The sequence below is a fragment of the Acetobacterium sp. genome (assembly GCF_041752335.1).
Taxonomy (GTDB): domain Bacteria; phylum Bacillota; class Clostridia; order Eubacteriales; family Eubacteriaceae; genus Acetobacterium.
The window spans coordinates 20,828-33,454 of sequence record NZ_JBGSHG010000004.1 but is presented as its reverse complement, the minus strand read 5'-3'; the positions used below and the strand labels follow the sequence as shown (position 1 = coordinate 33,454).

The 12,627-nt window shown below is 44.2% G+C and carries 14 protein-coding genes; all 14 read left to right on the top strand.

The annotated features are described in order from the left end of the window. Positions 1-11 precede the first annotated feature (11 nt). Positions 12-404, top strand: a complete 393-nt coding sequence (fliS, locus tag ACEW8F_RS00570) for a flagellar export chaperone FliS (protein WP_373481527.1) — start codon at positions 12-14, stop codon at positions 402-404. Position 405: 1 nt separating this feature from the next. Beyond that, positions 406-801 (top strand): flagellar protein FliT, encoded by a 396-nt coding sequence (locus ACEW8F_RS00565; protein WP_373481526.1) that lies wholly within the window; start codon positions 406-408, stop codon positions 799-801. 412 nt (positions 802-1,213) lie between these two features. Further along, complete coding sequence (gene flgB, locus ACEW8F_RS00560) at positions 1,214-1,621, top strand: flagellar basal body rod protein FlgB (RefSeq protein WP_373481525.1); 408 nt, start codon at positions 1,214-1,216, stop codon at positions 1,619-1,621. A 3-nt stretch (positions 1,622-1,624) separates the two neighbouring features. Next, complete coding sequence (flgC, locus tag ACEW8F_RS00555) at positions 1,625-2,062, top strand: flagellar basal body rod protein FlgC (RefSeq protein WP_373481524.1); 438 nt, start codon at positions 1,625-1,627, stop codon at positions 2,060-2,062. A 12-nt stretch (positions 2,063-2,074) separates the two neighbouring features. Then, positions 2,075-2,395: a flagellar hook-basal body complex protein FliE gene (gene fliE, locus ACEW8F_RS00550; RefSeq protein WP_373481523.1), complete on the top strand. Its 321-nt coding sequence runs from the start codon at positions 2,075-2,077 to the stop codon at positions 2,393-2,395. A gap of 143 nt (positions 2,396-2,538) precedes the next feature. Further along, the gene (fliF, locus tag ACEW8F_RS00545; RefSeq protein ID WP_373481522.1) at positions 2,539-4,128 is read left to right on the top strand and encodes a flagellar basal-body MS-ring/collar protein FliF; all 1,590 of its coding nucleotides are present in this window, start codon (positions 2,539-2,541) and stop codon (positions 4,126-4,128) included. 29 nt (positions 4,129-4,157) lie between these two features. Continuing rightward, a complete protein-coding gene (gene fliG, locus ACEW8F_RS00540) occupies positions 4,158-5,162 on the top strand; it encodes a flagellar motor switch protein FliG (RefSeq protein ID WP_373481521.1) in 1,005 nt (334 codons plus the stop codon). Further along, positions 5,155-5,937: a FliH/SctL family protein gene (locus ACEW8F_RS00535; protein ID WP_373481520.1), complete on the top strand. Its 783-nt coding sequence runs from the start codon at positions 5,155-5,157 to the stop codon at positions 5,935-5,937. The genes fliG and ACEW8F_RS00535 overlap by 8 nt, the downstream gene beginning before the upstream one ends. 11 nt (positions 5,938-5,948) lie before the next feature. Then, positions 5,949-7,253: a flagellar protein export ATPase FliI gene (gene fliI, locus ACEW8F_RS00530; protein WP_373481519.1), complete on the top strand. Its 1,305-nt coding sequence runs from the start codon at positions 5,949-5,951 to the stop codon at positions 7,251-7,253. Further along, entirely contained in the window at positions 7,250-7,699 is a 450-nt protein-coding gene (locus ACEW8F_RS00525) for a flagellar FliJ family protein (RefSeq protein ID WP_373481518.1), read from the top strand. The genes fliI and ACEW8F_RS00525 overlap by 4 nt, the downstream gene beginning before the upstream one ends. 38 nt (positions 7,700-7,737) lie before the next feature. Further along, complete coding sequence (gene trxB / locus ACEW8F_RS00520) at positions 7,738-8,655, top strand: thioredoxin-disulfide reductase (RefSeq protein ID WP_373481517.1); 918 nt, start codon at positions 7,738-7,740, stop codon at positions 8,653-8,655. 73 nt (positions 8,656-8,728) lie between these two features. After that, positions 8,729-10,180, top strand: coding sequence for an RNA polymerase factor sigma-54 (gene rpoN, locus ACEW8F_RS00515; protein WP_373481516.1), 1,452 nt, complete (start codon positions 8,729-8,731; stop codon positions 10,178-10,180). Between the two features lie 174 nt (positions 10,181-10,354). Continuing rightward, a complete protein-coding gene (locus ACEW8F_RS00510) occupies positions 10,355-11,416 on the top strand; it encodes a sugar-binding transcriptional regulator (protein WP_373481515.1) in 1,062 nt (353 codons plus the stop codon). 55 nt (positions 11,417-11,471) lie between these two features. Further along, the gene (gap, locus tag ACEW8F_RS00505) at positions 11,472-12,476 is read left to right on the top strand and encodes a type I glyceraldehyde-3-phosphate dehydrogenase (protein ID WP_373481514.1); all 1,005 of its coding nucleotides are present in this window, start codon (positions 11,472-11,474) and stop codon (positions 12,474-12,476) included. Positions 12,477-12,627: the final 151 nt, after the last annotated feature.

Genomic DNA, 12,627 nt, shown 5'->3' with positions numbered 1-12,627 from the left:
GAGGAGTTGTCATGCAAAATGCTAACGCTTATCAGGAATCCAAACGATACGCCATCGAAAGTCTCTCTAAGGGAGAAGTGGTTGTTAAGCTCTTTGAGGAAGCATCCAAACAGTTGAAAATGGCCATCTTGTTGACAGAACGACAAGAATTTGTAAAATCTTTTAATTGTATTGCAAAAGGACAAAAAATAATTTCATCATTGATTCTTTCGTTAGATATGCAATATCCTATTTCGATTGAACTAAATGAAATGTACAATTTTATTTATACAAAGTTGGGAGAAGCCAATGTCAGCAGAGATATTCAATTAATGAAGGATCTCTGGTCGCTGATTAATGATCTGAAAGACTCGTTCAAGGAAGCCGAAAAACTCAGCAACCCTTTAAAATCCCGAGGACTGTAAAATGAATGACAATGCTCATGAATTATGCCAGGAAAAAATTCTTGTTTTAAAAGAATATGTAACCAAGGGCGAAGAAATTCTCAGCAGTATCGAGGACTGGGAGTCGCTGGCGGAAATACTGGAAGAACGGGATCAGCTGATTTTGCGGTTAAAGGGTATGGAAGAGCATTTCGCTGAACTGAAAGGAAACCAAGTCTGTACAATTGAAGAAAAGGGACAAATTGACAGCTTGATCAAGCTGATACTGGATATGGATCAAAACTGCATTCATCTGATTAAAGCCGAACAGCAGAAGACGTTGGAGGATTTAAAGAAAAACCAGCAAAATCAGAAAGTCGCAGATTATGAAATCAGTTTAACGCCGAGCTATGGGACATTTTTAGATGCGAAAAAATAAGTTGATATAAATCTTAAGAAAAGCAACCTGGGTTGCTTTTTTTTATGTGACGCCATATAATAAAGACCAGCAGAGAAAATAACAATATTATGATATTTGTTTTTAGTGTTGAATATTTATTTTGCAATCAACAATATATCAGAATCAACGGACATATTTTAACGATTGCTAACTTAATTCCAGCTAAGACAGAATATAATCTGTTTGTTGTTTTTAAAAATTTATGGTATTATGGTAGTATGTAATAGTATTGTAAATTGCGATAAATAGGGGATTTACAAGAAGTATTAATTTTAACAAAAGTATGTAATATGGGATTTACCAGGCGTATTGATTTTAACAAAAGTATGTAATAATAAAAACTAAGTGAAGGCTGGCGATTAAACTAGCGCAAAGAAAGAAGGAGGACACGATGATTGGCGATTCTATCACATCAGCCTTATATCAAAAAGCTTTGGACGGCACCTGGCAAAGACAAAAGGCCACCAGCAATAACATTGCGAACTCTGAAACACCGGGATATAAAGCGATTAAAGTCAATTTTGAAGATTCATTAAAAGCTGAAATGAATAAGCTTCAAACGACTACCAATTCGAGTTCCACAGGATTTCTTGATAAAATGGAAAGCATTCAGTCCATTAATGATTCCAACATCAATGTTTATGAAGGTGCCACATCCAGCCGTCTGGATGAAAACAACGTCGATCTGGAATCTGAAAACATTGATATGTCTAAGTCGGTGCTGCAGTATTATTATCTGGTTCGTGGCGTTTCTGATTCCTATTCCAGATTAAAATATGCGATTAATGGAGGGAAATAAATAATGAGTTTCTTAAGTTCTTTTAATATTTCAGGCTCTGGCATGACAGCGCAAAAGTATCGACTGGATATTATTGCCCAGAACATTGCCAATGCCCAGGTCACCCGAACCCCAGAGGGGGAACCCTATCGTCGTAAAATGACGGTACTAAGCAGTGTTAACACCGGAACTTTTCAGGATGCGTTAAAAACAGCTACTGGAGTGGTTCAAAAAGCCGGTGTCCAGGTTGAGGCTGTGATTGACGACCCTTCGGCGTTAGTGCCGGTTTATGATCCCACCCATCCAGATGCCAATGCTGAAGGTTATGTGTTGTATCCCAATGTTAACACTGCTCAGGAAATGACCGACGCCATGGGTGCCAGTCGAGCCTATGAAGCCAACGTGACGGCGTTTAATGCGACCAAATCAATTGTTCTAAAGGCCCTGGAAATTGGCCGATAAAAGGAGAGAATTATGTTTATAGTCCCCATGACTTCGATAATTGGTGGTGCTGGTATTGGTACTGTCGCCGGCAATGCGGCAAGTGCGGCAGCAGCAGCTGAAACCGGCGTTGCCGGAGATTTTCAAAATGTCTTGCAGGATGTTATTAATAATGTTGAAGAAACAGAAGCGGCTACCAAGGTTGACGCCTACAATCTGTCAATTGGCAATATGGATGATATGCATACCATGATGATCAACACGGCTAAAGCAGATGTTGCCCTTCAAACCATGGTGCAACTACGTAATAAGGTGTTAGAGTCATACCAGACGGTTATGAACACAGGCCTGTAAATTTGAATGTTTCGAAACAGTATTTAAAGCTGGCAGAGGGTACCGATCAGAAAATTTCTTTGATTGATAAGTATCCTTTGTTTGGGTGTACAGATTTATTATTAACACTGACATCAAATATTTTGGATGGATGAGAAAAGACGATGAATGAGAAAATAAAGGGCATTTTAGAAAAAATTAAGAACTTCTGGACCGGAACATCCAAAAAAGCCAAGATATTGATGATTGGTGGGGTGGCACTGGTCTTGTTGGCGTCCATCGGCTTGACCGCTTTTTTAAATTATAAGGATTATGTTCCGCTTTTTGACGATCTGACCCAGGCTGAAACCACCGAAATTATGGCCGCCCTGACAGAGATGGAGGCGGATGTCAAGCTTGATGCCGGTGGCAATATCATGGTGCCAAAAGAAGATGAAGCACAGATTAGAATGGAACTGGCGACAGCGGGTTATCCTAAAAATGGCTTGAGTTATTACGTGATCCAGGACAATAGTGGCATGCTATCCACGGACTACGAGCGAAAACAATACGAAAACATGCAATTACAGGAACGGGTCGGGGCTAGTATCAAGACCCTGGTTGGCGTTAAGGATGCCATTGTAACCATTTCAGTGCCAACAGAAAATGTTTTTTATTTGCAGGAAACAGAAGCGACTACGGCATCCGTTATTATCCATTTAGAGCCCGGGGCGACCTTAACAAGAGAACAGACTTTGGGAATTCAGAATCTCGTGGCCAAATCAGTTGCCGGTCTTTCGGCCGATAATATTGCCTTAACCGATGGAAATGGAAGTGATCTGATTAACAATATGGCGGCCGCCAATGGCGGAGAATCCAAGATGAAACTGACCAAAGCCATTGAAACTGATCTCACTCAAAAAGTGAACAATGTTTTAGATGGACCCTATGATCCCGATCAATACAAGGTATCGGTAACAGCGACACTGAATACCGATGCGGTTAAGCAGGAATCAACAGTCTATACCCCATCCCCGGATGGGGATAACTCGGGGGTTATTAATCAGGAGTCTTCCAGCTTGGCGATTTCGAATGAGGACGGAACGGTCGGAGGCGTTGCCGGAACGACTGGCAATACCGATGTCACCACCTATGCAGAAAATGCCTTAACCAATGGCGGGGTGGTCACCGGGATTAATGAAAACACAACTTATTCGGTAAGTCAGGAAATCACGCAAACGGAAAAACTGGATCCGGCCATCGATACCGTATCCATTGGGATCGCCATCAATGATCCGGCGATGACCCCGGTGGCCCGGGAAAACCTGGTCCAATTAGTGGCCTTTGCAGCCGGTGTCCCTCCCCAAAGCGTCACCGTGCGTAACTTTGAATTTGCTCAGGCGGAAGAAGAACCTTTAGCAGAACCAATTTTTACTACCGAACAGCTGCTGGTATTTGGTGGAATCGGTGCCGGCGTGCTGCTGCTGCTCCTGGTATTACTGTTTGTGCTGACCCGCGGCAAAAAGAAAAAGGCCGATGGCAAAGCGAAGAAGGGTAAACGTGGAAAAAAAGGTATTGAAGAAGCATTTGCGACCGATGAAGATGCTGAAACCGATGCACTGTTTGGCGCACTGGCAGCCGATCGTTCGGAATCCATTGAACCAATTCATCCGGTCAAAGATGATAAAAAGGAAAAAGTCAAAGAGTTTGCAGCCACCAATCCTGAAATTGCGGCTCAGCTATTTAAATCATGGCTTAAGAATGAAAGCGAATAGATCAGAATCAATAAAGGAAGTTGACAAATATGGATGTAACGCTAACACCAAGACAAAAAGCAGCTCAGGTGGTTATTTCTCTGGGTGCAGATATTGCTTCCAGCATTTATAAACACTTACAGGAAGATGAAATAGAAATCTTAACCTATGAGATAACCCGCCAGGAAAGTGTTCCGCCGGAGGTTGCCGATCAGGTTATAGACGAATTTTATGGTCTTTGTGTTGCCCAAAAGGTATACATCGAAGGCGGGGTTAATTATGCCCGGAATGTCCTGGAGAAAGCTTTTGGGGTTCAGCAGGGTAGTGCGCTGTTAGAGCGGGTCACCAAAACCTTGCGGACAAAGGCCTTTGAATTTATTCGTAAGGCCGATTACAAAAATCTAATGAATATGATTATGAATGAACATCCCCAGACCATCGCCCTGGTTTTATCCTATGCCAGGGCCGATCAGGCCTCGGCGATTATTTCGGAACTGCCCAAAAGTATCCGGGTGGACGTTGTTGAACGGATTGCCAGGATGGATCGTACCTCACCGGAGATTATCAGGCAGGTGGAAACCATTCTGGAACGTAAATTTGAGTCGGTGGTATCCTTCGATTTACTGGAAGTTGGCGGGATCAACTATATTGCTGAAATCATGAACAATATCGATCGCGGTACTGAAAAATATATCTTTGACGAACTCAGCAAAAATGATGCCAAACTGTCCGAAGAAATCAGAAAACGGATGTTTGTATTTGAAGATATTGTTATTCTCGACCCCATGTCCATACAGCGCTTTTTACAGGAAATCGACACCAAAGAAATGTCGATTGCCCTCAAGGGAGCAAACAAGGGTGTTACCGATGTTATTTTCGCCAATATGTCCCAACGGATGGGTGACACCGTCAAGAGTGAGATGGAGTTCCTCCATAATGTCAGGGTTCGGGATGTCGAAGAAGCCCAGCAGAAGATCGTTTCGGTAATCAGAAGACTGGAAGAAGAAGGCGAAATTGTAACGTCTAAGGGTGGAAAGGACGAGATCATTGTCTAGTATTGTAAAAGCTAAATGGGTTTCTCAAACGCTTGCACCAGTCGGCATGCCGGTTATGAATCGGCCTGAAGCGGAAGTTGACAGCGATGGCCAGTCCATTCAAAATGAAGAAATTGCTAAAAATAGCATCGACCATGGTGCAAGTGTCGAAGCTATGCATGCGGCCAATGAGCTGATGAAAGAAGCGATCCGGGTCAGCCAGGAGATTAAAGAAAAATCTCAGGAAACCGGTTATCAGGAAGGCTTTGCTCAGGGCTATGCAACCGGCCATGAAGAAGGCTTGCGGGATGGAACCCGGGAAGGTTTTCAGGTCGGCCTTAAAGAGGGCCTCAATGAAGGTGCAGCTCAGGCAGCATCCGAGATTGAAAACAAATTGCAGGAAATAAATGAGCTGCTTGAAGTGATCAGGATCGAACGACAGCGGGCTCTTGACAATCAGACCCAGGAATTGCTGGATATCGCCTTTGAAATTGCCAAAAAAATAATGAAACATCAGGTTCAGGATGATCGGGATCTGTTTTTGAAGTTCTTTGATGAGGTAATTCACGGCGATGAAGAAGATCTAAAAATCTATTTATCCGAAAACCAGAAAACCCTGGATCTCCATATTAACAAGGAAATGACAGAAAAGCTAAAAAAACTGGCAAAAAAATCCAAGGTGATCATCCTGAAGGACGAGGATAAGATCATGGTGGAAACTAATGACTCGGTTATTGATATGAGTTTGCCAGTACAATTGGATCAATTGGAGAAAGCCATCGAACAGAGTTCGTAGTGGAGGCGAAAATGAATACATCTGAGATTTGCAAAGCCATTCAACGGGCGGAAACCTATCACTATTTTGGAAAGATTGAAAAAGTTGTGGGCATGATGATTGAATCAGTGGGCCCGGAATGCAGCATTGGCGATTTGTGTAAGATCTTTGATCAGAATGCGGACCGTTATATTTTGGCTGAGGTGGTCGGGTTCCGCGGCAATAAGGTGTTGTTGATGCCCTATGAAGAACCGGAAGGCATCAGCTTTGGTAATATTGTCGAACCCACCGGCTCGTCCCTGAAAATTGGAGTATCAGATGATATGATCGGTCGGGTTGTCAATGCCATGGGCGAACCGATCGACGGTGGCGGGCCGATTGAAAACACCCTGCCCTATGATATTCAAAGTACCGGGGCCAACCCCTTTTCACGGCCATGTATTGACGATATCCTGGAATTTGGGGTAAAGGCGATCGATGGTTTATTGACGATTGGCAAGGGCCAGAGAATGGGCATCTTTGCCGGTAGCGGCGTTGGTAAAAGCACCCTGATGGGGATGATCGCCAGGAATGTCAAAGCCCAGGTCAATGTCATCGCCCTGGTTGGCGAGCGAGGCCGGGAAGTGCGCCAGTTTCTGGAAAACGATTTGGGCCAGGAAGGCCTGGAACGGTCAGTGATTGTCGTGGCTACCTCGGATCAGCCGCCGATGCAGCGGATGAAATGTGCTTTAACAGCTACTACCATTGCCGAATATTTTAAGGATCAGGGCAATGATGTCTTGTTGATGATGGATTCCCTGACCCGTTTTGCCATGGCTCAGCGGGAAATCGGTCTGGCCACCGGAGAACCGCCGGTTGCCCGGGGCTACACCCCCTCCATCTACGCGATGATGCCAAAACTGCTGGAACGCAGCGGAAATTTTGAAACCGGCTCGATTACCGGTATTTATACGGTTCTGGTTGAAGGGGACGATATGAACGAACCAGTCGCCGACACGGTCCGGGGGATCATTGACGGGCATATCGTGCTATCCCGTAAGATCGCCGCCAGAAACCATTATCCGGCCATTGATGTGCTTAACAGTGTCAGCCGGCTGATGTCCAATATTGTCAGTCCGGACCAGATGGAAGCGGCCTCTTCGATGCGTAATATGATGTCAGTGTATGATACTAACTATGACCTGGTCAGCATCGGTGCCTACAAAAGCGGAACCAATCCCTCACTGGATATTGCCATCAAGAAAATTGGCGGCATCAATAAATTTTTACAGCAAAAGGTAGACGAAAAGTGTTTTTATGATAACAGCGTCGATGCGATGAAGAAGGCCGTCTTATGAAAAAATTCCAATTCCATTTAGGAAAGTTACTTTCCTATAAAGATCAAAATCTGGAAAATGAAATGATGATACTGGGTGGGCTGACCCGCCAATTGAGCGATGAAATGGATAAACAGCTGGATCTGGAAGACCAGCAGGAAAAATGCCAGAAAAACTATGAACGGGATATGGCCAACTCCATCACCCCCACGGCCTGTCAGGTTTATATTCACTATATGTCCTTTTTAAAAGAACAGATCCAGATTATCGAAAAAAGAATTGATGAAATTACTGAGAAAATCGATATCCAGATTGAAGTGGTGAAGAATTTAAAACTGGAAACAAGGTCTCTGGAAATTGTCAAAGAAAACCGCTATGATGAGTATAAAAAAGAAATGGTCAAGGAAAACGAAAAAGAGATGGAAGAATTTATTACCACCAGTAAAATTATGAATGATGGATCCTGATCATCAGGAAAAGTCAAATATGAGAAAGAGGTGTTGAGATGAGATATGATACAATTATAGTGGGGGCCGGGCCAGCCGGTTTGGCCGCCGGGATCTACGCAGCCCGGGGAGCACTGAAGGTTTTGATTATTGAAAAAGGCGGCATCGGCGGACAGATTGCCACCAGCTGGGAGATTGAAAATTACCCCGGTTCTCCGCCAGACAGCACAGGCCCCGGTTTAACCGAGCGGATGCGCCAGCAATGTGAAGAGTTTGGTGTTGAGTTTGCGACTCGAACCTATCGCAGTGCCCAAAAAACGGAAACTGGATTTATCATCGAAACCGATTCCGGCAAGCTGGAAACGCAGACCATTATCATGGCTACCGGTGCCGAACCCAAGCTGATTGGCTGTAAAGGTGAAATGGAACTCCGCGGTATGGGTGTTTCCTATTGTGCCACCTGTGATGCCAATTTTTTCAAAGGCTTAAAGGTTGCCGTCATCGGCGGCGGGGATACAGCTTTGGAAGAAGCCTTATACCTGACCAAATTCGCCAGTGAAGTGATCATTATTCATCGCCGGGATGAACTCCGGGGGGCTAAAATTCTCCAGCAGCGGATTAAGGAAAGTGACAAAATATCAATGATGCTCAGTGCCGTGGTTGAAGAAATCAAGGGCAATGGTCAGGTAGAAGCGATCATGGTCAAACATGTGGGTTCCGGTGCGGTTACCGAAGTCCCGATTGATGGTGTTTTCGTTTTCGTCGGTCAGAAACCCAATTCCGAAGCGTTTGTGGGCCTGCTGGAACGGGATGCCCGAGATTATCTGATCACAGACGATGAAATGCGCACCAACATCCCGGGGATCTTTGCCGCCGGCGATATCCGCCGCAAATCCCTGCGACAAGTGGTCACCGCCACTGCCGATGGTGCCATTGCTGCAGTAAATGTGATCAAATACATTGAAGAACTCAAGTAGATTGTGATATGATTAGGACTAACGAAAGTTAGTCTTTTTTTGATGCAGAAATAAAAAACAATCAGGTGAAGAAATGAATATCAAATTTGATTTAAATATGACCCAAACCCAAAAATTGATTATGACCCAGGAGATGCGTCAATCCATTGAAATTCTTCAGCTGACGGCCATGGAACTGAATGGCCTGATCGAAACTGAAATTATGGAGAATCCGGTGCTGGAATTTAATGAGGTGTCCATCAAAGAGGTGGTGCCGGTTAATGAGGATGGCGGACCGCTGAAGGGGGAGCTGATTAAAGAAGAACCGGTTGTGGAGCAGCCGCCCAAGGATGAAATCCAATGGGATGAGTATTTTCACAGCATGGAAAATTCGGATTACCGGGGCCAGACGCAGTCAAGTGGTGACACCGATGATGAGTATGGTTTCGAGAAATTCACATCCGAGGAGAAAACCCTGTACGAATATCTGCATTTTCAATTTAATATGCTCGATAAAAATCTCAGTGCTCAGGAAAAACTGATCGGCGAATATTTGATCGATTGCGTTGATGATAACGGTTACCTGATCATCGACATGGACTATATTAAAAGTGTTTTGGAAGTCGCGGAAGACAGTATCCTGAAAATGATCAAGATCATCCAGGGTTTTGATCCCTGCGGGGTGGGCTGCCGAAGCATCGAAGAGTGTTTACTGATTCAACTCCGTCAGATAGGGTATGATGACGAAGAAGTGTTTATGGACATTGTTAAAAATCATCTGATCGATCTGGCCGATAATCAGTTTAAGCGGATCGCCCAGGATACCGGCTTGACGATTGAGGATGTTTATGAATTCAAAGAGGTGATCAAAACCCTGGAACCCAAGCCCGGCCGGGAATTTTCCTGTTCCGAACGGGTTTCCTACGTTATTCCAGACGGGAGTATCGAAATTGTCAATGACGAACTGGTGGTCAAGGTCAATGATGTATCAGCCCCCCGGCTGCGCATCAATAATTATTATAAGGGGTTGCTGAAAAACCCCGACAAAAATGATGAAACCAAGCTATACCTGGAAAAAAAGCTGGATAGTGCCGCTTTTTTGATCAAAAGCATTGAACAGCGGCGGGATACCATCAAAAAAGTCATTATCGCGATTGCTGAGTCCCAGCGCAGTTTTTTCTTTGAAGGCGTGGGTGATCTGCGGCCCTTAACCCTCAAAACTATTGCTGATACCATCGACGTCCATGAGTCCACGGTAAGTCGGGCCATTCGCGGCAAGTATATTCAAACCCCCAAGGGTACCTTTGCCCTGAAGTTTTTCTTTAAGCGGGGTTTTGCTCAGGGCGAAGAAGACCGCTCTTCCGATGCGATCAAAGGTTATATCAAAGAATTGATCGAGAAGGAAGATAAGAAAAAGCCGCTCAGCGATCAAAAAATTTCTGAATTATTGCAGCAGGAAAATCTGGATGTGGCCAGACGAACGGTGGCCAAATATCGGGAAGCGCTTTTGATCCAGCCTTCGTCCAAACGAAAAGAATACCGGTAGAGCATCAAAAACAGACTAATCACAGTAGATGCCTGCAAATCCGGGAGAATCGGATTTGGGATTTTCTTTTTAGTTTTTGGTTTATTTTAACTTGTTTTTAAATTTAATATGGGGTATAATGATTTTGTCCCAGTGGGACAAAAGCGAGCATGTATCCGAAAGAAGGGTGATTCTGTGTCAAATCAATTAAAAATCAGTAAGGAAGTCATTGAACTTCAACAGCTTGTCGCTCCGGAAGTGAATCGTCTCATTGAAATGCGTTACAATATTTTGTCAACCATCAGCAGTGAGCAGCCCATCGGACGGAGAAACCTTGCCTTTGTTCTGGATATGAGTGAGCGTCAGGTACGTAATGAGATCGATTTTTTTCAAACCCAAAAGCTGGTTTCAGTAGAACGGCAGGGGGTCGTCATCACCGATGCTGGTAAGGAAGCGCTGATTCAGTTAAAAAGCCTGCTCTACACCTACAACGGTCTGGAACAATTAGAAAAAGAACTGATGGATCGTCTCCATCTCAAACGGGTGATCATTTGTCCCGGCGATATGGATATGAATTATGAAGTGCTGCGATTTATGGGACGTTCCGGGGCAAAATATGTTTTGTCGGTGATGAAATATAAGGATACCCTGGCACTAACTGGGGGCAGTTGTACCGCCGCCGTAGCCGATGAAATGCGGGAAGCCTTTTATCCCGATGTCTATGTCATCCCAGCCCGGGGCGGAATCGGAAAAAGCCATTCTACCCAGGCCAATAACGTGGTCGCCGAAATGGGTCTTAAGCTCCATTCAAATTACGAGCTCCTCCATTTGCCGGATAACATCGATCAGCGATTATTGGAAGCATTAAAAGATTATCCGGAAATAAAAAGGGTATTCAATAAAATGGACAACATCGATATCTTTATCTTCGGACTGGGTCGGGCCGATGTGCTGGCCGACTGGCGCAATTTAGCCACTGCCGATAAGCGCAAGATATTGCAGCAGGGTGCCGTGGCCGAAGCCTTCGGACACTACTTTGATATTGTTGGTCAGGTAATTTCACCATCGAGTACCATTGGTATCGGGATTGATAATTTCAAAAAAATACCCCATGTCATTGCCGTGGCCGGCGGAGTCACCAAAGCGGAGTCGATTATTGCGGTCAGTCGGATTCGCGAAAACATTGTCCTGATCACCGACGAAAGCGCCGCCAGAGAGATCTTAAGAAAATTGCAAACCATGTCAGACGCAAAATAGCACGTGTCTGACTGAGTATAAATTTAGTAAACATTATTTTAAGGAGGCAGATAATATGTCTGTAAAAGTAGCAATTAATGGTTTTGGAAGAATTGGTCGTTTAGCATTCAGATTAATGGCAGATAACCCGGCATTTGATGTCGTGGCTATCAATGATTTAACAGATGCAAAAACCTTAGCGTACCTATTAAAATATGATAGCGCCCAGGGGAAATTTAAGCAAGATGCCATTGAAGTTAAAGATGATACCATGGTAGTTGATGGAAAAGCCATCAAAATTTTTGCTGAAAGAGATCCTGAAAACCTGCCCTGGGGAAGTATCGGCGTCGATGTAGTGATCGAGTCTACCGGTTTCTTTACCGATAAAGACGGCGCAGGCAAACACATCAAAGCCGGCGCAAAAAAAGTTATTGTTTCTGCTCCAGCCAAAGGTGATGTTAAAACCATCGTATTTAATGTAAACGAAAATATTCTGGATGGTACTGAAACAGTGATCAGTGGTGCTTCCTGCACAACTAACTGTTTAGCACCGGTTGCCAAAGTATTAAACGACAGCTTTGGTTTAGTCAGTGGTTTAATGACCACCGTTCATGCCTACACCAATGACCAGGCAACTCTGGATGCGCCCCATAAAGATTTACGACGAGGCCGTACCGCCGCTCAAAATATCGTTCCCACTTCCACTGGTGCCGCCGCTGCTGTTGGCAAGGTATTGCCAGCCCTGAATGGCAAACTGGACGGCTTTGCATTGCGCGTGCCTGTTATCACTGGTTCACTGGTTGACTTAACCTGTGTACTGGAAAAAGACGTGACGGCCGATGAAATCAATGCCGCGGTTAAAGCAGCTGCCAACGAATCACTGGGATACAATGAAGAACAGATTGTTTCTACTGACATCATTGGCATGTCCTTCGGATCATTATTTGACGCAACCTTAACCCGGGTTATGAATGTTGAAGGCGGAAAACAACAGGTTAAAGTCATTGCCTGGTACGATAATGAAATGTCCTACACTGCTCAATTAGTCCGTTTAGCAGAGTATGTTGCCACTAAATTTTAATTACCCTGAATAACTTGAAAAAATAATTCAATAATCACACAAAACTTTTCAGAAGCTTATGCAAAAACATTGCAAAAGCTTCTGAAATTGTTTATAAAGAGAAAATTTGAATGTCAGCAGATTAACAATTGGTCGGTACGGAAACTTGCCG

Coding starts and splice junctions, on each gene's coding strand:
- ACEW8F_RS00565 (WP_373481526.1), top strand. CDS start 406: ATGAATGACAATGCTCATGAATTATGCCAGGAAAAAATTCTTGTTTTA.
- trxB (WP_373481517.1), top strand. CDS start 7,738: ATGAGATATGATACAATTATAGTGGGGGCCGGGCCAGCCGGTTTGGCC.
- fliE (WP_373481523.1), top strand. CDS start 2,075: ATGTTTATAGTCCCCATGACTTCGATAATTGGTGGTGCTGGTATTGGT.
- gap (WP_373481514.1), top strand. CDS start 11,472: ATGTCTGTAAAAGTAGCAATTAATGGTTTTGGAAGAATTGGTCGTTTA.
- fliF (WP_373481522.1), top strand. CDS start 2,539: ATGAATGAGAAAATAAAGGGCATTTTAGAAAAAATTAAGAACTTCTGG.
- fliG (WP_373481521.1), top strand. CDS start 4,158: ATGGATGTAACGCTAACACCAAGACAAAAAGCAGCTCAGGTGGTTATT.
- fliI (WP_373481519.1), top strand. CDS start 5,949: ATGAATACATCTGAGATTTGCAAAGCCATTCAACGGGCGGAAACCTAT.
- rpoN (WP_373481516.1), top strand. CDS start 8,729: ATGAATATCAAATTTGATTTAAATATGACCCAAACCCAAAAATTGATT.
- flgB (WP_373481525.1), top strand. CDS start 1,214: ATGATTGGCGATTCTATCACATCAGCCTTATATCAAAAAGCTTTGGAC.
- flgC (WP_373481524.1), top strand. CDS start 1,625: ATGAGTTTCTTAAGTTCTTTTAATATTTCAGGCTCTGGCATGACAGCG.
- ACEW8F_RS00525 (WP_373481518.1), top strand. CDS start 7,250: ATGAAAAAATTCCAATTCCATTTAGGAAAGTTACTTTCCTATAAAGAT.
- fliS (WP_373481527.1), top strand. CDS start 12: ATGCAAAATGCTAACGCTTATCAGGAATCCAAACGATACGCCATCGAA.